Raw genomic sequence first — 23,578 nt, 5'->3', positions numbered from 1 at the left:
GTATGTTTTTATTAGTTCCTGAAGTAAATTCAGGATAAATTTCTTTATCTCAGTATGTTAAGATATTACTATAATTATGAATTGCTTCGCCTGTTCGCTAACGCTCGGGTGTAAATTTCAATTGTTAGTTATAGATAATTGCCCAAAGCAATTATAACCTCTTAAGGTGGTTATTGCGGCGGGGCTCACCTCTTCCCATCCCGAACAGAGTAGTTAAGCCCGCCTGCGCAGATGGTACTGCAGTTATGTGGGAGAGTATGTCGTCGCCTTTCTTTAATCTGACGTAAATTCAGATTTATTTAAATCCTCATCATGTATTTGATGAGGATTTTTTGCGTTCATAAAATTTGGATTTATGTAATTATTTTATTTTGTTATACCTATTTAAATTTTTTATAAATCGTTAAATTTTTATTAAAATTTGCTCTGTTCATTGAAAATAAAAGAATACTTTTAATAAATAAAATAGTATACGGTTATATATTAACTACAAAAATCAGTTTATGAAGAAAAAATTACTTTTATTTTTGCTGTTTCATTTGTTATTTGGGTTTACATTAAGTTCAAAAAATTTAAACGATTTGGTAAAATTGCATAATCTGAAGTTTGAATTATCTTCAAAAATAATTTCTGCAGATACAATAAAAAAAAATAAAAAAACATCAAGGATTTCCAAAACTAAAGCAATTTTGTCTCCACCTTCAACAACTGCGGGTAGTTCTTGTGGTGATGGTGTTGCTTTAATGCAGGTTAATGTTTATGCATTTGGTGCTAATGGTTCTGAAACTATTGAATGGTTTACATCTCAATCGTCAGCAACTCCTATATACACTGGAACTGTCTACAGTCCAAGTATTAGTTCAACTAGGACTTATTATGTACGAAGTAGATCCGGCAGTGATATTAGTACACGTGTGCCGGTAGTAGCATCAATTTATGTAGTGCCTCCCACGGTTACTTTGACAGCTTCGCCCGCAAATAATACAACAAGTCCTTTATGTTTCGGAACAACAGTTACTTTCACTGCTTCAGGCGGCGCTGATTTATTTGAATTCTCAGTTGATGGTGTCGTAATGCAAGGTATGTCTTCGAGTAGAGTGTTTACAACTAATACTTTATCTGATGGGCAAATTGTTAAAGTTAGAACTAGATACGCAGTAGTCCTGGATGGTTCAATTACTGAAATGGCTTGGGGAACGGGAGTTTTGGAAGATAATTTTCTTTCTGCACCCTTATCCGTAAATGCTTCAACTGGATATGTTAATTCGTTTAAAATAAGCGCCTTAGAGGATAAAGTTGTTTTAGGGATCGCTGGAAAAGTTTTACTTAATAGAAGTATTTTGTTATTTCTTGATACTAAATCTGGTGGATTTAATGTTTCGAATTATGGAAATGAAGTAGATAATGATCCATTAGTCAAAGCTTTCAATATATTCAATAATAACCCTAGTACATTCGATTCATATTTTCTGGCTGATTACTGTTTAGTTATTACTACAGATGCGACTGAAACTAATTATTATGCAAATGTTATTGAATTAAAAACCGGCGTTTCCGTTAAAACTTATTTAGGAAGTGCTGCCACAGGTTTTCCTTCATCTGCAATAGGTGTTAATAAAAATAATAGTGGAACTAATGATTATAGTCTTGGTTTTGAAGTAGAAGTTCTAAAATCTCTTATTGGTTATACTACAGGAGATCTTAAGTTTTTTGCATTGACTATGAATGATAAAGAAGACGGCAGTGAATCAGTTACAAATTCATTTTTGAGTCCGGAAAGAAGTAGTAGTTTAGATTATGGCATAGCAGCTGTAGATTATAATTTTAAAGATCCTAACCCAGTTGTTGTTGCTTCAGCGGCATTGACACCTTGTTATTCTGAAGCAAATATTACAATGAATTTTGTTTCTATCCCTACAGCTGCAAGTATAACACAACCAACTTGTGCTGTACAAACCGGTACGATTTTAATTACGACACAAACCGGGGTTGATTATAGTATAAATGGAACAGTTTATCAAGATTCTAATACGTTTTCGGGATTAGTACCCGGAAATTACACCTTATTTGTTAGAAATAAATTGGATAATTCTTGTGCGCTTTCATCGGCAGCTCCATCAGTAATCAATGCGATTCCAACTCCTCCCGTAGCTCCAACAACGGCAAGTGTGGTTCAACCAACATGTGGAACACCATCGGGAAGTATTGTAATATCAACACAAACTGGAGTAGAATACAGTTTAAATGGTACAACGTATCAAGTTTCAAACACATTCAATGGATTAGCTCCGGGTAGTTATACTATGTATGTTAGAAATACAGCAGACACTACTTGTGTAACTTCGTCTGGATCTACCGTTACCATCAATGCAATTCCAACGCCTCCGGCAGTTCCAACTTCTGCGAGTGTTACGCAACCTACCTGTGCAACACCATCAGGAACGATTATAATAACCACACAAACAGGAGTAGCATATAGTTTGAACGGTACAACCTACCAAGCTTCAAATAGTTTTGCAGGATTAGCTCCAGGAAGCTATACTTTGTTTGTTAGAAATACAGCTGACAATACTTGCGTAACTTCAGCTTCATCAGTAATAAGAATTGATTCAGTTCCAACTCCTCCAGTAATTCCAACAGCGGCCACTATTACTCAGCCTACTTGTGCTGTACAAACCGGTACGATTTTAATTACGACACAAACTGGGGTTGATTATAGTATAAATGGAACAGTTTATCAAGATTCTAATACGTTTTCGGGATTAGTACCCGGAAATTACACCTTATTTGTTAGAAATAAATTAGATAATTCTTGTGCGCTTTCATCGGCAGCTCCATCAGTAATCAATGCGATTCCAACTCCTCCCGTAGCTCCAACAACGGCAAGTGTGGTTCAACCAACATGCGGAACACCATCGGGAAGTATTGTAATAACAACACAAACTGGAGTAGAATACAGTTTAAATGGTACAACGTATCAAGTTTCAAACACATTCAGTGGATTAGCTCCGGGTAGTTATACATTGTATGTTAGAAATACAGCCGATACTACTTGTGTAACTTCGTCTGGATCTGCCATAACCATCAATGCAATTCCAACTCCTCCGGCAGTTCCAACTTCTGCGAGTGTTACGCAACCTACCTGTGCAACACCGTCAGGAACAATTATAATAAGCACACAAACAGGAGTAGCGTATAGTTTGAATGGAACAACGTATCAAGCTTCAAATAGTTTTGCAGGATTAGCTCCAGGAAGCTATACTTTGTTTGTTAGAAATACAGCTGACAATACTTGCGTAACTTCAGCGTCATCAGTAATAAGAATTGATTCAGTTCCAACTCCTCCAATAGTTCCAACAGCGGCCACTATTACTCAGCCTACTTGTGCTGTACAAACCGGTACGATTTTAATTACGACACAAACTGGGGTTGATTATAGTATAAATGGAACAGTTTATCAAGATTCTAATACGTTTTCAGGATTAGCAGCCGGAAATTACACCTTATTTGTTAGAAATAAATTAGATAATTCTTGTGCGCTTTCATCGGCAGCTCCATCGGTAATCAATGCGATTCCAACTCCTCCCGTAGCTCCAACTACGGCAAATGTGGTTCAACCAACATGTGGAACACCATCGGGAAGTATTGTAATAACAACACAAACTGGAGTAGAATACAGTTTAAATGGTACAACGTATCAAGTTTCAAACACATTCAGTGGACTAGCTCCGGGTAGTTATACTATGTACGTTAGAAATATAACCGATACTACTTGTGTAGCTTCGTCTGGATCTGCCATAACCATCAATGCAATTCCAACTTCTCCGGCATTTCCAACTTCTGCTAGTGTTACGCAGCCTACCTGTGCAACACCATCAGGAACGATTATAATAAGCACACAAACAGGAGTAGCGTATAGTCTGAACGGTACAACCTACCAAGCTTCAAATAGTTTTGCAGGATTAGCTCCAGGAACCTATTCTTTGTTTGTTAGAAATACAGCTGACAATACTTGCGTAACTTCAACGTCATCAGTAATAAGAATTGATTCAGTTCCAACTCCTCCAATAGTTCCAACAGCGACCACTATTACTCAGCCTACTTGTGGGGTGCCGTCAGGAAGTATTGTGATAACAACACAAACAGGAGTATCGTATAGCTTGAATGGCACAACATATCAAACTTCAAATACGTTCACGGGATTAGTTCCAAACAATTACATTTTATATGTTAGAGGTACTTCTGATACTAGTTGCGTAACTCCATCTGGGTCTTCAATAACTATCAATGCAATTCCAACTCCTCCCGCAGATCCAACTACGGCAAGTGTTGTACAACCAACATGCGGAACACCATCGGGGAGTATTGTAATAACAACACAAAATGGAGTAGAATACAGTTTAAATGGTACAACGTATCAAGTTTCAAGCACATTCAGTGGATTAGCTCCGGGTACTTATACAATTTATATTAGAAATACAGCCGATATTACTTGTGAAACTTCGTCTGGATCTGCCATAACCATCAATTCAATTCCAACTCCTCCGGCAGTTCCAACTTCCGCTAGTGTTACGCAACCTACCTGTGCAACACCATCAGGAACGATTATAATAACCACACAAACAGGAGTAGCGTATAGTTTGAACGGTACAACCTACCAAGCTTCAAATAGTTTTGCAGGATTAGCTCCAGGAACCTATACTTTGTTTGTTAGAAATACAGCTGACAATACTTGTGTTACTTCTTCGGGATCAACTACAACAATTAATTCTATACAAGCAGTGCAAGCACCAACAGCAGTCAGCGTGGTTCAACCAACATGTGCTGTGCAATCAGGAAGTATAGTAATAACAACACAAGTAGGAGTAGCGTATAGTTTGAATGGCGCAACCTATCAAATTTCCAATACATTCACAGGATTAGCTCCGAGAAATTACACCTTATATGTACGAAATACATCTGACATCAGCTGTTTAAATTCATCGATAGCAGCGGTAATTATTAATGCTATTCCAATTCCTCCAGTAATACCTACAATGGCCAGCGTGGTTCAGCCAACATGTGCGATTACATCTGGGACTATTGTTATAGCAGCTCAATCTGGAGTAGAATATAGTTTGAATGGTACTACGTTTCAAACCTCAAATACCTTTACAGGATTAGCTCCAAACAATTACATATTGCATGTGAGAAATACTGCTGACATTACATGTTCAGTTCAAAGCCGGACGAGTGTAACTGTTAATCCACTTCCTTTATTGCCGTTAACTCCAGTTCAAATTCGAGTTGTACAACCAACTTGTTTGGTGCCATCAGGAAGCATTACAATTAGTACACAAGTGAACGTTCAGTACAGTATAGGTAGTGGCTATCAAAACAGTAATGTCTTTACTAATTTGGCTCCTGGAAAATATATAATGAATGTCCGATTTACAAATAGTACTGCCTGTATAAGTCAAGGTTCTGAAATAACGATAAACGCTATTCCTCCATTAATTCAGTTTGAAACCGTAGGTGATTGTGAAAATAAAGAATATATTTTAACAGCGAGTCCATTATTAGGATCATATGATCCAAACAATGTATCCTATCAATGGAAGGATAACTTAGGAGCTCCTGTCGGAACAAATTCAAACGTGTTAAATCTATCCGATGTGATAAGATCCACTCCAAGCGGACAAGTGGTGTTTCCTATAACATATACGCTTACTATAACTTCTACAAACACGGGTTGTGAAACCTCAAGTAATGTGGTTGTTGAATCTATTTATTGCAATATTCAAAAAGGAATTTCTCCTGATGGAAATGGTTCAAATGACTTCTTTGATTTAAGATTGATGGATGTCAAAAAACTGGAAATATTTAATAGGTATGGGATCAAGGTTTTCAGTCAACCAAATTATACCGACCAATGGAAAGGTCAGTCAGATAAAGGAGATGATCTTCCAAGTGCCACCTATTATTATGTGATAGAATTCAGTAGTGGAGTACCAAAAACAGGGTGGATTTATTTAATTAGAGAAAATAGTAAGTAATATATTTATTAGTCTGTAAATTTTTAAATCAACCAATAATCCGAAAAATAAATAGATATGAACAAAAAAATATTGATGTCTCTTTTAATTCTTATTGCCTATATGGATGTAAAAGCGCAACAAGATCCACATTATACTCAGTATATGTATAATATGAATGTTATTAATCCAGCTTATGCAGGCTCGAATGAAAGTCTTTCTTTTGGTCTTTTATATAGAAAACAATGGGTGAATATCGAAGATTCACCCGCTTCTTTTACTTTTGCAGGTCATACTCCTGCGGGCAAGAATGTAGGTATTGGAATATCCTTTATATCCGATAAGATTGGACCGGTAACAGAACAAAATGTATTTGGAGATTTCTCCTATACTTTAAAATTAGGAGAAACACAAAGATTGGCTTTTGGTTTAAAAGCCGGAGTTTCTTTTCACAAAGTAGGACTCAGGGATATACAATCCAGTTTGCCAGACCCTAATGAAGGTGTTTTTGGAGAAGATATCAACGATACATCATTTAATTTAGGATCAGGATTGTTTTATTACACAGACAAATATTACGTGTCTTTTTCGATTCCAAATATGATTAAATCGACGCATTTAGATTATAATGGACGTGAATATGGTTCAGACGTATCGCATTATTTTATTACAGCGGGTTATGTTTTTGACGTTAATTATGAATTAAAATTTAAGCCCTCTTTAATGTTAAAATCTGCATTTAATGTATCCCCATCTTTGGACGTTTCGGCCAATTTTTTATATCAGGAAAAATTTGAAATTGGAGCAACTTATCGCGTGGAAGATAGTTTTGGAGGGATGGTCAACTTTGCTGTCACACCAGAGTTGCGCATTGGATATGCTTATGATCATATAATTTCAGATTTGAAAGTAACTTCTCCTTCCTCACATGAATTCATATTATTATATGATTTATTTGAATCGAAAAAAGTTTCACGTTCTCCTAGATTTTTCTAAAATTTAATTTTTATAATTAATGAAAAAAATTACACTATCACTGATTTTTGTGTTAGCAGGTTTCTCACTTTGCGCACAAAATAAAGAAACTAAGAATGCCGATAAATTATTTGAAAGCTTCGATTATGTTGAAGCCGCTAAAGGATACTTAATCTTAGTTGAAAAAGGAAATACAGACGCTTATATAATGAAACAACTAGGCGATAGTTATTATTATATGAATAATACCGTTGAAGCCGAAAAATGGTATGCCAAAGCAATACAAACAAAACAGGATATTGAAACGTATTACAGGTATGTTCAGATCTTAAAATCTAATGGCAAATACGCTGAGGCTGATGCACAAATGAAAATATTTGCTGCTTTAGTTCCTGATGATCAAAGAACCAAGCAATTTAATAAAAATCCAAATTATCTTTCAGAGTTACGCAACAAAGAAAAACTTTTTGATGTCGATAAAATTTCAGTGAATTCTGAAAGATCGGATTTTGGAGCAAGTCTATATGGAGAAACACTTTATTTTACAAGTGCCCGAAATGAAAACAGTAAAATATACGGTTGGAATAATGAACCTTTTTTAGATATTTATCAGTCAACTTATAATGTTGATGGAAGCTATTCAGAGCCAATTCCTGTTAATGAATTAAATAGCAGGTTTCATGAAGGTCCAGTATCCATAACAAAAGATGGTAATGTTGTTTATTTTTCAAGTGAAAGTTATAAAGCTAATGTATTCGAGAAAGATAAAACACATAAGTTGAAGTTTGGTCAAGTCAATCTTTACAAAGCAGTAAAAGAAAATGAAAAATGGGGAGCCACTACGCCACTTCCGTTTAATAGTAAAAGCTATTCTATGGGGAATCCTTCCATAGATAAAGATGGCAAAGTACTTTATTTTGCTTCCAATATGATGGGCTCTGTCGGAGGAACTGATATTTGGAAAGTAATGGTGAACGATGATGGAACATTTGGAACACCAGAAAATTTAGGAACTAAAATTAACACAGTCGGTGATGAAAATTTTCCATTTGTAACTGATAATTCCATTTTGTACTTTTCATCAAATGGATTGTTAGGTTTTGGAGGTTCGGACGTTTTTTCTGTTGATCTAATTAAAGATACGGAACCTTCTAATGTTGGAAAACCAGTGAATACGGAGAAAGATGATTTCGCTTTTAGTTTCAATACAGATAAAAATTTAGGATATGTGTCCAGTAATCGTTCAGGGAAAGATCATATTTACAGTGCGAGCCCAATCTGCTATTCTCAAATTTTCGTTGCGGTCAAAAATGCTAAAACAGGGGAATTATTAGCCAATTCCAAAGTTGTAATTTTGGATGCTACCAAAACTATTTTAGAGACCCAAATGTCTGATAGGAATGGCGAAGTTCTTTATAATGCAGAATGTAAAAAGCCATACACGATAGAAGTTTTTAAAGATGGTTACGTTACTAAATCATTTTCAGCCTCAAGTAAGCAAGGAAAAATAAGTTTTGAAGCTGCAATTGAGCCAATCGATGTTATTGTTACAGAAACTGAAATTCTATTAAATCCTATTTATTTTCATTCTAATAAAAGCGATGTAACAGCGCTTGGTGCTACAGAACTTGATAAATTAGTTTATGTGATGTCGCAAAATAACACGCTCAAGATTACTGTTAAAGCGCACACTGATTCTAGAGGAACCGATGAATACAATGCAAATTTATCCGGAAGAAGAGCTAAATCAACAGTTGAGTATATTATTTCAAAAGGAATTAATGTAGACAGGATATCAGGAAGGGGATATGGAGAATCTGAGCCTAAGTTGGATTGTCATGATACATGTACAGAATTAGAATATGCCTTAAACAGGCGTTCTGAGTTTATGATTGTAAAATAAATTACTTAGTAGTAATTAATAAAAAAACAGGGTGCCGTTAAGCATCCTGTTTTTGTTTAATCGGATATTTCATTTTAAATTAACCATGGATGGTTTCTTGTTTACCATAGTTTGTGATAATCGAAGTTTCAAATTCAATCCACTCCTTCCAACGTTTTTCTACATCTATATTATCAGCATATTTTCGAGCAAAACCTAAAAAAGTGGTGTAGTGTCCCGCTTCTGAAATCATAAGATCTCTGTAAAAAGTAGCCAGTTCAGCATCTTTTATATTCTCTGATAAAACCTTAAACCGTTCGCAGCTTCTGGCTTCTATCATAGCTGAAAACAACAACCTGTCACAAAGCGCATCTTTTCGACTGCCATCTTTTTTCATGAATTTAAAAAGCTGATTCACATAATGATCCTTTCTTTCTCTGCCTAAAGTCAATCCTTTGCTTTTTATTAAATTATGAACCAATTGCAAATGGTCTAGTTCTTCTTTTGCAATGATTAACATTTCAGTTACTAATTCTTCTAATTCGGAGTTATTAGTAACTAGACTTATTGCATTTGATGCTGCTTTTTGTTCACACCAAGCATGATCTGTCAAGATTTCTTCTATATTCGATTCAACTATATTTACCCAACGCGGGTCTGTGGCTAATTTTAATCCTAACATGGTAATGAAATTTATTTGGCACAAAATTAGTGTTTTATAATCTATTTTTGGTTCAAATGACCGGATTGAAGTCAAAATAGCATTATTTTGCAATGGAAATTTTTTAATACTATGAATCAAGTTCAAAAGCTTTTAATTATTGGTTTTGTTTGGCCAGAGCCAAATTCCTCCGCAGCAGGAGGAAGGATGATGCAATTAATTTCGCTTTTTAAAGCGCAAGGTTTCAGCATTACGTTTGCTAGTCCTGCACAAAACAGTGATTTCATGGTTGATTTACAAGAGTACGACGTTGAGAAAAAATCAATAGAACTTAATAATTCCAGTTTTGATATTTTTATAAAAGAATTAAATCCGTCGATGGTTTTGTTTGATCGTTTTATGATGGAAGAACAATTTGGTTGGCGCGTTGCCGAAAATTGTCCTGATGCGTTACGAGTTTTAGACACTGAGGATTTACATTGTCTGAGATTGGCTCGCCAGAAAGCGTTCAAAGAAAATCGTTCTTTTAACACAACTGATTTATTTGTAGAAGAGGTTGCAAAACGGGAAGTAGCGAGTATTCTACGTTGTGATTTGTCTCTGATGATTTCTGAATTTGAAATGGAACTTTTGGAATCGACTTTTAAAATAGAAGCTTCTTTATTGTATTATTTGCCTTTTTTATTAGAACCAATTGACAATACCGAAACAGAAAAGCTCCCTTCTTTCGGAGAACGTAAAGACTTTGTTTTTATCGGAAATTTTCTTCATGAGCCCAATTGGAATGCCGTTCATTATTTAAAAGAAATCATTTGGCCATTACTTAAAAAACAAATACCAGAGGCTGTTTTGAATGTCTACGGCGCTTATCCCTCGCAAAAAGTACTGCAATTGCATAACAAGACAGAAGGCTTTTTAGTTAGGGGACGAGCTAGTGATGCACAAGAAGTAGTGAAGGAGGCACGAGTTGTTTTGGCTCCCTTGCGTTTTGGAGCTGGTATTAAAGGAAAATTATTGGAAGCGATGCAGTGTGGTACACCAAGTGTTACGACTGCAATTGGTTCGGAGTCCATGCATGGTGAGTTGCCGTGGAACGGTTTCATCGCAGATGATGTTGTTGATTTTGTGGATGTGGCGGTACAATTATATCAAGATCAAACAATTTGGCTGCAAGCCCAACAAAATGGTGTAAAAATTATTAATCAGCGATATGTGAAAGATTTGTTCGAAAATAACTTTAGAACTAAAATAGAATTTTTACGCTCTAATTTACAGCAACATCGACTGCATAATTTTATGGGAGCCATGTTGCAACACCATACTGTAAAAAGCACGAAATATATGTCGCGCTGGATTGAGGAGAAGAATAAATAAAAAATCCCGTCAAGTTTTTTTTATAAACAAGACGGGATTAATATAGTATAAAACCTAGTTGTTACGCGAGCATTGTAACAGGGTTTTCTATAAATTGTTTTAATGTTTGTAAAAATTGAGCTCCAGTAGCGCCATCTATCGTTCTGTGATCGCAAGCTAAAGATAACATCATTGTATTTCCTACAACAATCTGACCGTTTTTCACTACCGGTTTTTCAACAATAGCTCCTACTGAAAGGATTGCCGAATTTGGTTGATTGATGATAGAATTAAATTCAGTAATACCAAACATTCCAAGATTTGAAACTGTAAAAGTACTTCCTTCCATTTCTGCAGGTAATAATTTTTTGTTTTTAGCTCTTCCTGCAAGATCTCTTACGCTTCCGCCAATTTGAGATAAACTCATACCATCTGTAAAACGTAGTACAGGAACCACTAATCCGTCTTCAACAGCTACAGCTACACCAATATTTACGTGGTGGTTGATAAGAATGGAGTCTTCTCTCCATTGTGAATTTATTTTTGGATGTTTTTTCAAAGCCATTGCACACGCTTTTATCACCATATCGTTAAAAGATACTTTTGTATCTGGAACGTTGTTTATGATAACTCTTGATTTCATTGCTTCATCCATTGTCACTTCAATTACTAAGTTGTAATGTGGCGCGGTGAATAACGATTCGCCTAAACGTTTCGCAATGATTTTTCGCATTTGCGAATTTTTGATTTCTTCTGTGACAACTTCTCCTGCAGGAACAAATGGTTTTGTAGCAGCTGCAGTTTCTGTTTTTGCTGGTGCGGATGTAGTCGGAGCTGAAGAAGCGGCTGTTTGTGGGGTGAAATTTTCGATATCGCTTTTTACAATACGTCCGTTTTCACCAGAACCTTTTACTTGAGTCAATTGAATCCCTTTATCACTTGCAATTTTCTTTGCTAATGGTGATGCTAAAATTCGTTGTCCGTCAGTTGATGGTTCTTGAACAATAGGTTCTGTAGCTTTCTCAGTTGAAGCTACTTCTTTTTCTTCTACTGCAGCAGGAGCCGCTTGTGGTGCTCCGCCAGTTTTATAGTTTTCAGCAATTCCAGTAATATCAGTTCCTGCAGGCCCAATGATTGCCAAAAGGCTATCAACAGGTGCGGAATTCCCTTCTTCGATTCCTACGTATAATAAATTACCTTCGTTGAAAGATTCAAATTCCATTGTAGCTTTATCGGTTTCGATTTCAGCAAGAATATCCCCTTCGGCAACTGTATCCCCTACTTTTTTCAACCAAGTCGCCACTGTTCCTTCTGTCATGGTATCGCTCAAACGAGGCATGGTGATAACTACAACTCCTTTTGGTAATGAAGCGGTAGCAGGTGCTGCTGCTTTCGTCACTTCGGGAGTAGTTGCTGTTTCTTCAGTAACTTTTTTCTCTTCAGTAACTTTTGTTTCTTCTTTAGCTGGAGCTGCATCAGCGGGTTTTCCTGCTAATAATGCCGAAATATCCTCGCCTTCAGTTCCTATAATTGCTAATAAAGAGTCTACCGGTGCAGTTTCACCAGCAGGTATTCCTATATGTAAAAGTGTTCCTTCATTGAAAGACTCAAATTCCATTGTTGCTTTATCGGTTTCAATTTCAGCAAGGATATCACCTTCGCTTATTTTGTCACCTACGTTTTTTAGCCAAGTCGCTACTGTTCCTTCCGTCATCGTATCGCTCAAACGAGGCATTGTAATTATTGTTGCCATAATTGATTTATAATTTATGAGGTAAAAATGGATAGTTCTCTTGTTCGTATACTACATCGTATAGTTGTTGAATTTCTGGATAAGCAGATTCTTCGGCAAATGTGACACATTCTTCCACTAAATCTTTTACCCTTTTCTCAATTGCTTCGATTTCTTCATCTGTAGCGTATTTTAAATCCTTAATTACATCTAAAACTTGAGTAATTGGATCAATTTTTTTATATTCTTCTACTTCTTCTTTCGAACGGTATAATTGTGCATCCGACATCGAGTGACCTCTATAACGGTATGTTTTCATTTCTAGAAAAGTTGGTCCGTCTCCGCGACGTGCTCTGTCAATCGCTTCAGTCATTGCTTCAGCAACTTTAACAGGGTTCATTCCGTCAACAGGTCCACAAGGCATTTCATATCCTAAACCTAATTTCCAAATATCAGTATGATTGGCTGTTCTTTCTACTGAAGTTCCCATGGCATATCCATTGTTTTCAACAATGAATACAACTGGAAGTTTCCATAACATAGCCATATTAAAAGCTTCGTGTAAAGATCCTTGACGTGCTGCTCCATCACCAAAATAGGTCATTGTAACACCGCCTGTTTCAAAATATTTATCGGCAAACGCTAATCCCGCACCTACAGGAATTTGTCCTCCTACAATTCCGTGGCCGCCATAAAACCGGTGCTCTTTTGAAAAGATGTGCATAGAACCACCCATGCCTTTTGAAGTTCCGGTAACTTTTCCTAAAAGTTCGGCCATTACGCGTCTAGGATCAACTCCCATCCCTATTGGCTGAACGTGATTTCTATAAGCAGTAATCATTTTGTCTTTTGTCAAGTCCATTGCATGCAACGCTCCAGCTAAAACTGCTTCTTGGCCATTGTATAAATGTAGAAATCCTCTAACTTTTTGTTGAATGTATAATGCTGCAAGTTTGTCCTCAAACTTTCTCCAAAGCAGCATGTCTTCATACCACTTTAAATATACTTCTTTTGTAACTTCTTTCATCTGAATTTTTCTTTTGCTAAAGTGTTATTGTATTATCAATTTGTACCTATAACGCAAAACAGTTTCCTCCCACAAATTTGCGCCCCGAAGGGTCGGGATGCAAAAATAAGACATTCCAAGTAAGTACTAAAATTTAATAGGTAATTTTTGGAATTTTTACAAGAATTTTTTATCGAACATAAACGGAAGCAAGTTTTTCAAGGATTCTGATTTGTAAATTACGCCAATCTCTCCCATAAAATAGATTTCGATTGGGGTTTCTTGTCGGATTTCGTATTCTGCTATCGATTGTCTGCAAGATCCGCATGGTGGAATTGGAATACTCGTTTGGTACGAGTCTGAAGCAGCTGTTATTGCCATTTTTAAAATTTTGGCTTCTGGGTAGTTTGCGCCGGCATAAAAAATAGCGACACGTTCTGCACAAAGTCCCGAAGGATAAGCTGCGTTTTCTTGGTTCGAACCTAATACAATTTTACCGTTGTCTAAAACAATTGCAACTCCAACTTTAAATTTCGAATAAGGTGCATAAGCATTTTTTCGAATTTCAACGGCTTTCGACATTAGATTCTGAATGTCATTTGGTAAATCCTGAGTTGAATCGAATACTTTGAATTGAGTAGTGATAGTTATTTCTTTCATACTTTTTTAAGGAAAAAAAATCCAAACCTCATTCCGAAGATTCGGAATTGAAATTTGGATTGTTACTTGGAAATTTATTTAAGTTTAATATTCGTCATATTTCTCTCCAAAATTGAAGGTAAGTGAAAAACGAAGGGTATTTTCTAAAGGGTTTTTTACTTTGGATGCCGAGAATAAATAAGAAACATCGACCTTAACTACGTTGTATTTGAAACCGGCCCCCAGCGAGAAAAATTGTCGCGCTCCTTTCAAGGGACTTTCGTGAAAGTAACCCAAACGCATCGCAAACGAATCTTGGTACATATATTCAGCACCTACCGCATAAGTAACTTCTTTTATCTCTTCACCAAATCCGTCAGGCGCATCACCAAAAGATTTAAAAACACCGGAAGTCCACCCAATACCGCGGTAATTCTGATTGTTTTGATTGCGTTCTTCAGGGGTAGTTGTTCCGTCACCGTTTAAATCGGGATCTTGTGGTGTTGGGACTAATAATTTATTAAATTCTACATTTACGGCAACTCTATTATAGTCGTCTAAAATAAAATCAAAACCAGTTCCTATTTTTAAATTGGCAGGTATAAAGTTGTTGTTAAAATCATCATTATCATAACTGATTTTTGGACCTAAATTTTGAAAATTAAATCCCGCTCTCCATCTTCCGTTGAATTCATTAAATGCGATTTCTTCGGATTGGTAAAAACCGGCTACATCAACAGCAAATGTACTTGCAGATGAAGCGTCGTTATTATCTGAAGCCACTTTTAGATTTGAATTTATATATCTTCCGGCAATGGCCATTGAGAATTTCTCGCTTAGTTTCAAAGAGTAAGAACCGTCGATGGCAAACTCGTTTGGAGAAACTAGTCTTGGCGCCTCGTTTGGATCGCCTGTTTCGCGTAATTCAATTTCACCTAAACCAAAGTAGCGAAGGCTTCCCGCAAAGGCACTTCTTTCGTTCAATTTTTGATAATAGGTCAGCTGTCCTAATGATATATCATTTACCAGATCAGTAAGGTACGGAGTGTAACTTACAGAAAATCCTTTTTGGTCAATTGCAAAAGCATATTTAGCGGGATTCCATTGTTGTGAAAATGCATCAGCTGATGTTGCTACTCCTATGTCTGCCATACCTGCAGCTCTTGCGTCAGCTGCAACTAATAAAAAGGGAACCCCCGGATTTATAACTCTATCTTGTGCTTTTAAAAAAGAAATCGCAAATAAAGAGATAAAAAGTAAAGTAATTTTTTTCATTATATTTGGAAGTTATATTAAACAAATGTACTAATTTATTAAAGTATTACAAGTTTTTCAAATTTTTCAGTTTTCTTGTTTGTTAAACTTGATTTGACCGTTAGTTTATAAACATAAACACCTTTTCCTATTTTATCTCCAAAATCATCTTTGCCATTCCAAGTAATTTCTTTTGATAAAAACCCTTCCGTGGTAATAATTTGATTTTTCGTCCAAACCACTTTTCCAGTTATTGTCATTACTTGAACCTGTACCTCCAAAGGCTCAAATGGTCTGTTGTGTGTAAACCAAAATTCAGTATAATTAACGAACGGATTAGGATAATTCAACACATGTGTCAATGTTATCGTTTCATCTCCTACAACAATAAACTGAATTTCAGCTGTTATCGGGTTGTTGTATACATCCCAGGCTTTAAATGTTATTGTGTGTAATCCAGGAGCTAAATTGCGCAACGGAAATCGGAGTATTCCACTTGTAAAATCGTCTAGTGTTGTTTGATAATAATCATTCAATACAAAAGGATTACTTACATCTCCATCAAGAATAGCAACAATATCATGGCCTATTCCGCTTGCCGTATTTATTCCGTTTTCATCTTCAAGCAGTGCAACAAGAAATGGGGATTCATTAGTTGTGCCGCCAGAAACAAATGTCTCGTCATTCATATATAACTTAACTCTTGGACTAATATTGTCCGCAGATGCATTTTCATTTATTCCGCCTATTTTTATGCGGCTTTCGTACCCGGTTTCGTTCTGTAATATTTGATTTTTTTTGGAATAAAAACTAATTCTTCCGTTGGCTAATGGAATTCTAATGTCACGAGGTACAACAAAACTAAATTCAAATTGGCCATTTGTAACTGATGCGTTTCCCCGGAATATTGTTTCCCCTAAAACAGTGAAATTAATTGGAGGACTATTACTGTCATTATTATACGTTGTTCTTGAAACTGTTTTGTCAAAAATTGTTGTGGAAATTTCGCCGTTATAATTCGTCAACAGGTTGTTGTTTTCGTCAGTAACTTCTCCGGTTATTTTCATTTTTGCCAATGATTTAAAGTCGTCAATGGTTTGGTTAACCGGAATATCATTTACTTTAGTGAGTCTGATTTTTGGCTTTGGTATGGCAAGCATTAATGCCGGGTCGCCTATATAAAAAACAACATTGGTGGCTGAATTTGGATTGCTGTTTTTTGAAATTCTTAATGCTTCTGCAATTGAAGTATATTGGTTCGAATTGTACGATAATAAATTTTTTGTTAGTAAGTCGTTGAAATTTTCTGCACTGAATTGTCCAATTGAACGAATGGTAGTGATCATTGCGATTGCTCCTCCTTTTGGATTCCAATACGTATATTCTCCCGCGGTTGGTCTAAAGGGATTGTCAAAGCGGGAAAATTCACAAGTAATAGTTATAAATAAAGGATACTTGTATTGATTGCTTAAGTTTTGTCCGTCAGATTTTTCCCAAATGCGCTCGCTTGATAAACCGTCTTCACCGCCATGACCTAAATAATTAAATATCAAGGCTCCTTTTTCGAAGGCATTGAAGAAGTCCGTTCGAGCTTTTGGATATCTGGAGCCTCCTGCCGATGCTTCTTGGACGTAAGAATCTAAAAGAATTTTATTCACATTTAAAAATGGTTTTTCAAAAGCAATTGTATTTGCAAGGATATTTTGCCTGTTTTGTAAGCTGGCATCGGAGGCTACATCTGAATCATCAGCAATCAATGCGACGTTATTTCTCCAGCTTCCGTAGGATTTTAGATCGTGATATTCGATTACTTTTTGGACCATTTCGTCGGCCTGTTTTGTGTCGTTAACCAGCATTCTTCCGACAGCGATATCGATTCCTCCAAAATACGATGCAACATTTCCTTCGGCAGCATCCATTAATCCAAAAAAATCATCTGAGGCAAAAGACGATTCCCCGGTTGAGCTGCTGTTCAATGCGTGGTAAATTGGTACAACATTACTATTGTTTGAAATTCTATTTTTAAAATCATAAGAAGCATCGCCAAAAAGATTAATAAATTTCACTCTTTTTTCTGGTACAGAAGCATTTTCATAAATGTATTTAATGCAGTTTCTTATGGCGGCAACATCTTGTTTTCCAGAAGAAAATTCTTGATAGATAGCTTCCAAAGGAATAACTTTTACATTTAAATTGGATTGGATGCGATGAAAAGCAGCTAATTTCTCGGCTTGTATGGCTAAAAAAGCGGGTGTGATAATCACGTAATCGATGTCTTGAAATTGACCTTGTTTGTTTTTAAATAAAGTTCCTTTTAGATTTTGATTCGCAATTTTAAATTTGGTATCTTTTAAAGGAGTATAATAGTCCAAAGCATCTAAGGCGATATATTTTCTAAGTTCTCCTAAGTTTGCTTTAAAATTTAAAGTGTTTTGATTGGAGTTTTCGATTTTGGTTGGGTTATAAATATCAGTAACATCCCAAATTTGCGAAATATCTGTCGTGTTAGAAATACTGTAGTTCACGATCCCAAGATTTGAACTGGATTGATCGTACTGAAAATGAAATTGTTTACCGTAGCCTTGCAATTTTTGCTTAGCGACAAGTCGGATGTTGTCAAGAAATCCTTTGGAACCCGGAACGCCGTTGTTGTTATATTTCAGTTTTATTTTTATGTTTTCAGTACCCATGAAAGTGGTGTTATTGGGTAAAAAACCTAAATAAAATTTCGTTTCGGAATTGTTGTTTAATGCTGGGAAAGAAATAGTCCCAACCGCGGTTCCATTTGCAGTCACATTCAAAGTAGTAGGAGTAAATGCCGCTGATGCCGCAGTTACTAGCATTTTTACAGGTGTAGAAGAATCAATATTCGGGAAATTAAAATTGAATTCCTGTTCGTCTTTGACTTCAAATGATTCACCAAACCACTGACGACCCAATCGTACTATATTGATATTGTCAACTTCGTGGTATTGATGATTGTCAAAAGAAGTGATATTCAAGGTACTGTTTCCGGAAGGTTGAGCCATAGGAGTGATCCTTTTTCCATCGGCGCCTTGAATAGTGATGTAATAATAGGATTTTGTATCGTACAAATTAGTAAAGGTCAGACTTTCTTGGTTCCAAGTGTCAACTCCTTCCGCATAAAAAAGAATATAGTCGTCATTATTAAAAATCCCGTCGCCTTCTCCATTGATTTGAATCGCGTTTTCGGATATGTCATTTGGATAAAAAACACTGTTTGATAGCGGAAGCATTCGTCCGCCGTTACCATATATTTTTATTTTACGGGGATCTAATGTGCTTAGATCTAATCCTAATTGTTGTAAAAAACTTTTGGTAATTTTATATACGCCGGATTTTTCTATATGAAATTGATACCAGTTGCCGGTAGCAAAAATAGAATTAACAATGCTATTTGTCTTTGCGCTTTTACTGGATGGTAAAATTTGGGTACTATTATTTGCAACTTCGTAGGAAAAAGATTTGATTCGTTTATATCCAAAGTCGTCTTTAATTATAGGGGACAGATTTATAAAAGCTTCTTTGATGTCTCTTGAAATGGTAATTTTTAAAGATGCATTTATTGCCTTAGGAATGTTTTCGAACGCTAAATCGCCAAGTTGGGAAGTTGTGATTGTTTCGTAAGTTGCATTTGTAATCGTGACTTTTCCTTCAATAAAAGTAACTGGATCTTTTATTTTTAAAGTATAAAGCAATGCTTTTTGAGCAGCATCATAATGGAAACTGCTTCCTGTAAATTGCGGGATAACGACTTTGAAATTACCATATGACATTTCTTTTTTGTCAGTCCAGTCAAGGACTGCGTCACCTTTTATTTGAGCACAAGCAACAAAAGGGACTAAGCTTAAAAAAGCAAAAAGTATTTTTCTCATCGTTTTTTTAACGTGGTTAATAGTGAGATGTTATTTGTCAGTAAAAATAAAGCATTTCGTGTGATTTAAATAATAAATATTATAAATTTGCGTTCTCATATATAATTTATTGTTAAAGTACATCGGCGAAAAATATCAAATAGTATGATGTTGATTAATGGTTAATTATTATATTGCGGCACTTAAATTATTACCTACTAAAGAGAGTATGAAAGCAAACAAAATTATGGGCTTGCGATTGTTGATGTCAATCATGATAGTAATTGGTTTTTCCAGTTGCAGTAAAAAGTCCAGCTCCAAAAATACTTCAAGAGCAACCGGCTGGAATATGGACAGCAAAAAAGCGGGTTCAAGTAAAAAACAACAAGCAGGGCCAGGATTGGTTTTTGTTGAAGGTGGTACCTTTACTATGGGTAAAGTACAAGATGATGTAATGCATGATTGGAATAATTCCCCAACACAACAACACGTTCAGTCTTTTTATATGGATGAGACTGAGGTTACTAACTCTATGTATTTAGATTACTTAGATTGGCTAAAAAGTGTTTATCCACCTACTGAAGAAATTTATCAAAATATATACGAAGGAGCTTCCCCTGACACGTTAGTTTGGAGAAATAGATTGGGCTATAATGAAACGATGACTAATAATTATTTAAGACATCCTTCTTATGCTGAATATCCTGTTGTAGGAGTAAATTGGATTCAAGCCGTTGAATTCAGTAACTGGAGAACACAACGCGTAAATGAAGCGCTTTTAGAAAAAAACGGATATCTTAGAAAAAATGCAAAAACATTAGATGTAACTGCTGAAAGTAATTTTGATACAGAGACGTATTTGAATTCCCCTACTTTGGCGTACGGCGGAGATGAAGAAATCGTTTTAAAAGGAAAAAATGGATCTAGAAAAACTCCTAAAACTGGTAAAAATGGTCAAGTTATAGAGCCTAAAAATGTTTACGCACAACGCTCTTCTGGAATCCTTCTTCCTGAATATAGACTTCCAACTGAAGCGGAATGGGAGTATGCGGCTGCGGCTGATGTAGGACAAAGAGAGTATAATATTTATAAAGGTCAGAAAAAATACCCTTGGTCAGGCGGATACACGCGTTCCGGCAAAAGACAGAGTAAGGGAGATCAATTAGCTAATTTCAAGCAAGGTAATGGAGATTACGGAGGAATTGCAGGTTGGTCAGATGATGGTGCAGATATCACAAATGAAGTGAAGAAATATCCTGCAAACGATTTTGGATTGTACGATATGGCTGGAAATGTTGCCGAATGGGTGCAAGATGTTTACAGACCGATCATAGATAATGAAGCAAATGATTTTAATTATTTTAGAGGAAATAAATACACTAAAAATAAAATTGGAGCCGACGGTAAAGTTGAAATTGTTACTGCAGCGAATATGGAATTTGATACTTTAAGTAATGGTCGAATAGTAGCCAGAAACTTTCCTGGTCAGATAGCCCAAGTTCCAGTTGATGAAAAAGAGACGTATTTGAGACAGAATTTTGACAAAAGCGATAATGTCAATTATAGAGATGGTGACAAACAATCAACAAGATACTATAACTTTGGATCGTCGGAAGCTGACACTGAAAAACAAAAAGATGAAAAAAGCATGTATAACTTCCCTAGACATAATGTTACGACAGATAGTTTAGGTAAAATGGTTAGGAAATATGATAAATCAAGCGACAGGACAACTTTGATAAATGATAAGGTTAGAGTATATAAAGGCGGATCTTGGAGAGATAGAGCGTATTGGCTAGATCCTGCGCAAAGAAGGTATTTTCCACAAGATATGGCTACAGATTACATTGGTTTTAGATGTGCAATGTCTCGAGTAGGGCCTAAAGCCGACAATAAAAAATCAGCTAGAAATTAATTTTTTTTATAAAATAAAAACAAAAGCCCTATTTAGGGCTTTTGTTTTTTTAAATCGTTTTAAATGGATAGTAAGTACATTCATAGTTTATTTTTAAAATGCAATTCGGTTTCGATTGATACCCGAAACATCGGGTTAAACTCCTTATTTGTCGCCATTAAAGGCGAACGTTTTGATGCTAATACATTTGCACAAGAAGCATTGGATAAAGGTGCTTCTTACGTGATAATTGATGATAAATCGTACTTCATTGATCAAAGAACAATCTTAGTTGATGACAGTTTAATAGCATTGCAGAAGCTGGCCAAATTTCATCGTGAATATTTAAAATTGCCTATCATAGCACTTACGGGAAGTAATGGAAAAACAACGACCAAAGAACTAATTCATGTCGTTCTTTCTAAAAAATTCAATACTAAAGCGACCGTTGGAAACCTAAACAATCATATTGGAGTTCCGTTAACATTGCTTTCGTTTAATTCAGAAACGGAAATTGGAATCGTTGAAATGGGTGCTAATCACAAAAAAGAAATTGAATTTCTATGTGATTTAGCAAAGCCTGATTTTGGGTACATTACTAATTTTGGAAAAGCACATTTAGAAGGTTTTGGTGGTATTCAAGGAGTGATTGAAGGAAAAAGTGAAATGTACCATTACCTTTCGGCAAATGATAAACTTGCTTTCATAAATTTAGACGACTCGATTCAAGTGGAAAAGTCAGTGTCGCTGAAGACCTATTCTTTCGGAGTAAATAAAACAAATGCGAATGTAAATATTACAGCGATTAATGCAAATCCATTTGTAGCAATAAGTAAATCTAATATAACCATTTCAACGCATTTAATAGGCCTGTATAATGCCAATAACATCAATGCAGCGATAACTATTGGCACCTATTTTAACATTGATGAAGCCGCAATAAAAGAAGCTTTAGAGCGCTATGTTCCTGAAAATAACAGATCGCAGTTATTGACAAAAGGAACTAATCAAATTATTCTGGATGCCTATAATGCAAATCCGAGCAGTATGGCTGTAGCTATTGATAATTTTCTACAGTTAGAGAATTCAAACAAGGTAATGATTTTGGGAGATATGTTTGAGTTAGGTCAGGAAAGTCAACATGAGCATAAAGCAATAGTGGATCAGCTTGCGAATGAAGTTAAAGTGAAATGTTATTTTATCGGGGCAGCATTTTATGCCAATAAATTTGAAAATAGTAACTTTCGATTCTACGATACATTTGAAGCGTTTTCGAATGATTTACCAAGTACAGCATTAAGTAATAGTACTATTTTGATAAAGGGATCCAGAGGAATGGCATTGGAGCGAAGTTTAGATTTCTTTTCATAGCGCGCCGCTATTTGTAAATTAAAAATGCCATTGTAGTAATTTATAATGGTGTTTTTTGGTTTTATTAAATGCTCATTAGAAATCCAATCAGATTTTCCTTTTTGTTAAGTTCCAGTTTTTTTCGCAATCGGTACCGTGCAAGTTCTACTCCTCCGTTAGAGATGTTCATGATTTCAGTAATCTCTTTTGTTGACATATTCATTAACAAATAGGTTGATAAGTCCAGTTCTCGTGGAGATATAGTAGGATATTTTTCTTTTAGTCTTTTAAGGAAATCAAAATGAACATTCTTAATTTGTTTTTCCAAGTCTTTCCAGCTTTTATCCGCATTAACTTCCTTAGTGATACTTTTATTCAATTTTGTAAATTGAAATTTGGTAGAATCATCGAAGGATTCAACATTGATATCCTTTAATTTGTAAATGATTCCATTTAGAATTTTGTTTTTCTTAACTACTTGCAATGAGTTATTGACTAATTCTTTATCCTTTGCTAAAATCTTAATTTGCAACTTGTCACTTTTTAATTTTTCAATTTCTTTTTCCAGTTCATATTGTTCCTGTCTTATTTTAGATTCTTTTTCTAAATAAAGTCTTCGTTGTTCAATAGTTTCGTAATATTTATTTTTTCTTATTTTCATTTTTACTCTGCTTCATTGAACGCCATTATTGTTTCTCACTTTTAATTTCATTTTGTAATCACCTTCCCTTAAGTTCGTGTATTCTTTAATTGAAAGGGAAGACCAGTTGGTTCAGTGCGAATTTTGAGTAACTTTAGTGGAAATTTGAATAATGTGGCATTTAAAACGCCTGATGGAAAAAAAGTTTTAATAGTTGAGAATGATGGAAGACTTCTGAAATTTTTAATATTAAATACAATGGAAATTGGATTACAACGTCACTGGAAGCAGGATCGGTAGTAA

At 35.4% G+C, this 23,578-nt stretch carries 13 protein-coding genes, 1 rRNA gene and 1 pseudogene; 8 read left to right on the top strand and 7 right to left on the bottom strand.

The annotated features are described in order from the left end of the window. Nucleotides 1–162: 162 nt before the first annotated feature. The 4 genes from rrf (at nucleotide 163) to ACNQGJ_RS12830 (ending at nucleotide 8,892) form a co-directional block, all read left to right on the top strand. Nucleotides 163–272: ribosomal RNA gene (gene rrf, locus ACNQGJ_RS12845) — 5S ribosomal RNA — on the top strand. Between the two features lie 231 nt (nucleotides 273–503). Then, a complete protein-coding gene (locus tag ACNQGJ_RS12840) occupies nucleotides 504–6,035 on the top strand; it encodes a T9SS type B sorting domain-containing protein (RefSeq protein WP_417973348.1) in 5,532 nt (1,843 codons plus the stop codon). 57 nt (nucleotides 6,036–6,092) lie between these two features. After that, nucleotides 6,093–7,010: a PorP/SprF family type IX secretion system membrane protein gene (locus tag ACNQGJ_RS12835; RefSeq protein WP_417973346.1), complete on the top strand. Its 918-nt coding sequence runs from the start codon at nucleotides 6,093–6,095 to the stop codon at nucleotides 7,008–7,010. Nucleotides 7,011–7,029: 19 nt separating this feature from the next. Beyond that, nucleotides 7,030–8,892, top strand: coding sequence for an OmpA family protein (locus ACNQGJ_RS12830; RefSeq protein WP_417973344.1), 1,863 nt, complete (start codon nucleotides 7,030–7,032; stop codon nucleotides 8,890–8,892). 79 nt (nucleotides 8,893–8,971) lie between these two features. On the opposite strand, the gene ACNQGJ_RS12825 is transcribed toward ACNQGJ_RS12830, so the two are convergent. Continuing rightward, nucleotides 8,972–9,553, bottom strand: a complete 582-nt coding sequence (locus tag ACNQGJ_RS12825) for a MiaE family protein (RefSeq protein WP_417973342.1) — start codon at nucleotides 9,551–9,553, stop codon at nucleotides 8,972–8,974. Between the two features lie 111 nt (nucleotides 9,554–9,664). Here ACNQGJ_RS12825 and ACNQGJ_RS12820 point away from each other — a divergent pair, with 111 nt between their 5' ends. Further along, nucleotides 9,665–10,906 carry a glycosyltransferase gene (locus ACNQGJ_RS12820; RefSeq protein WP_417973340.1) on the top strand — a complete coding sequence of 414 codons (1,242 nt, stop codon included), beginning with the start codon at nucleotides 9,665–9,667 and terminating at the stop codon, nucleotides 10,904–10,906. 61 nt (nucleotides 10,907–10,967) lie between these two features. Here the strand turns inward: ACNQGJ_RS12820 and ACNQGJ_RS12815 are convergent, their stop codons facing one another. From ACNQGJ_RS12815 to porU, 5 genes are all read right to left on the bottom strand, one after another. Then, nucleotides 10,968–12,638, bottom strand: a complete 1,671-nt coding sequence (locus ACNQGJ_RS12815) for a pyruvate dehydrogenase complex dihydrolipoamide acetyltransferase (protein ID WP_417973338.1) — start codon at nucleotides 12,636–12,638, stop codon at nucleotides 10,968–10,970. A gap of 7 nt (nucleotides 12,639–12,645) precedes the next feature. Next, entirely contained in the window at nucleotides 12,646–13,644 is a 999-nt protein-coding gene (pdhA, locus tag ACNQGJ_RS12810; RefSeq protein WP_417973336.1) for a pyruvate dehydrogenase (acetyl-transferring) E1 component subunit alpha, read from the bottom strand. Nucleotides 13,645–13,800: 156 nt separating this feature from the next. Then, nucleotides 13,801–14,283, bottom strand: a complete 483-nt coding sequence (gene cdd, locus ACNQGJ_RS12805) for a cytidine deaminase (RefSeq protein WP_417973334.1) — start codon at nucleotides 14,281–14,283, stop codon at nucleotides 13,801–13,803. An 84-nt stretch (nucleotides 14,284–14,367) separates the two neighbouring features. Continuing rightward, nucleotides 14,368–15,537: a type IX secretion system outer membrane channel protein PorV gene (gene porV, locus ACNQGJ_RS12800; RefSeq protein WP_417973331.1), complete on the bottom strand. Its 1,170-nt coding sequence runs from the start codon at nucleotides 15,535–15,537 to the stop codon at nucleotides 14,368–14,370. A gap of 38 nt (nucleotides 15,538–15,575) precedes the next feature. After that, entirely contained in the window at nucleotides 15,576–19,412 is a 3,837-nt protein-coding gene (gene porU, locus ACNQGJ_RS12795) for a type IX secretion system sortase PorU (RefSeq protein ID WP_417973329.1), read from the bottom strand. 208 nt (nucleotides 19,413–19,620) lie between these two features. Here porU and gldJ point away from each other — a divergent pair, with 208 nt between their 5' ends. Both gldJ and ACNQGJ_RS12785 read left to right on the top strand, forming a co-directional pair. After that, nucleotides 19,621–21,306 carry a gliding motility lipoprotein GldJ gene (gene gldJ, locus ACNQGJ_RS12790; RefSeq protein WP_417973327.1) on the top strand — a complete coding sequence of 562 codons (1,686 nt, stop codon included), beginning with the start codon at nucleotides 19,621–19,623 and terminating at the stop codon, nucleotides 21,304–21,306. A 63-nt stretch (nucleotides 21,307–21,369) separates the two neighbouring features. Beyond that, nucleotides 21,370–22,656, top strand: a complete 1,287-nt coding sequence (locus ACNQGJ_RS12785) for a UDP-N-acetylmuramoyl-tripeptide--D-alanyl-D-alanine ligase (protein WP_417973325.1) — start codon at nucleotides 21,370–21,372, stop codon at nucleotides 22,654–22,656. Nucleotides 22,657–22,720: 64 nt separating this feature from the next. Here the strand turns inward: ACNQGJ_RS12785 and ACNQGJ_RS12780 are convergent. Beyond that, nucleotides 22,721–23,401 (bottom strand): annotated as a pseudogene (locus ACNQGJ_RS12780) (helix-turn-helix transcriptional regulator); the annotation flags it as partial. 9 nt (nucleotides 23,402–23,410) lie between these two features. Here ACNQGJ_RS12780 and ACNQGJ_RS12775 point away from each other — a divergent pair. Continuing rightward, nucleotides 23,411–23,575, top strand: a complete 165-nt coding sequence (locus ACNQGJ_RS12775; RefSeq protein ID WP_417973323.1) for a glycoside hydrolase family 30 beta sandwich domain-containing protein — start codon at nucleotides 23,411–23,413, stop codon at nucleotides 23,573–23,575. Nucleotides 23,576–23,578 lie beyond the last annotated feature (3 nt).

Origin of the sequence: Flavobacterium cryophilum (assembly GCF_048286555.1) — a bacterium.
GTDB lineage: Bacteria > Bacteroidota > Bacteroidia > Flavobacteriales > Flavobacteriaceae > Flavobacterium.
Note: the sequence above shows the minus strand (reverse complement) of the source record. Positions and strands in the feature narration are given on the sequence as shown.

Bases quoted from the DNA above. Each gene is read 5' to 3' on its own strand.
- pdhA (WP_417973336.1), bottom strand. From the start codon at position 13,644: ATGAAAGAAGTTACAAAAGAAGTATATTTAAAGTGGTATGAAGACATG.
- ACNQGJ_RS12835 (WP_417973346.1), top strand. From the start codon at position 6,093: ATGAACAAAAAAATATTGATGTCTCTTTTAATTCTTATTGCCTATATG.
- ACNQGJ_RS12830 (WP_417973344.1), top strand. From the start codon at position 7,030: ATGAAAAAAATTACACTATCACTGATTTTTGTGTTAGCAGGTTTCTCA.
- porU (WP_417973329.1), bottom strand. From the start codon at position 19,412: ATGAGAAAAATACTTTTTGCTTTTTTAAGCTTAGTCCCTTTTGTTGCT.
- cdd (WP_417973334.1), bottom strand. From the start codon at position 14,283: ATGAAAGAAATAACTATCACTACTCAATTCAAAGTATTCGATTCAACT.
- ACNQGJ_RS12825 (WP_417973342.1), bottom strand. From the start codon at position 9,553: ATGTTAGGATTAAAATTAGCCACAGACCCGCGTTGGGTAAATATAGTT.
- ACNQGJ_RS12785 (WP_417973325.1), top strand. From the start codon at position 21,370: ATGGATAGTAAGTACATTCATAGTTTATTTTTAAAATGCAATTCGGTT.
- ACNQGJ_RS12840 (WP_417973348.1), top strand. From the start codon at position 504: ATGAAGAAAAAATTACTTTTATTTTTGCTGTTTCATTTGTTATTTGGG.
- porV (WP_417973331.1), bottom strand. From the start codon at position 15,537: ATGAAAAAAATTACTTTACTTTTTATCTCTTTATTTGCGATTTCTTTT.
- gldJ (WP_417973327.1), top strand. From the start codon at position 19,621: ATGAAAGCAAACAAAATTATGGGCTTGCGATTGTTGATGTCAATCATG.
- ACNQGJ_RS12815 (WP_417973338.1), bottom strand. From the start codon at position 12,638: ATGGCAACAATAATTACAATGCCTCGTTTGAGCGATACGATGACGGAA.
- ACNQGJ_RS12820 (WP_417973340.1), top strand. From the start codon at position 9,665: ATGAATCAAGTTCAAAAGCTTTTAATTATTGGTTTTGTTTGGCCAGAG.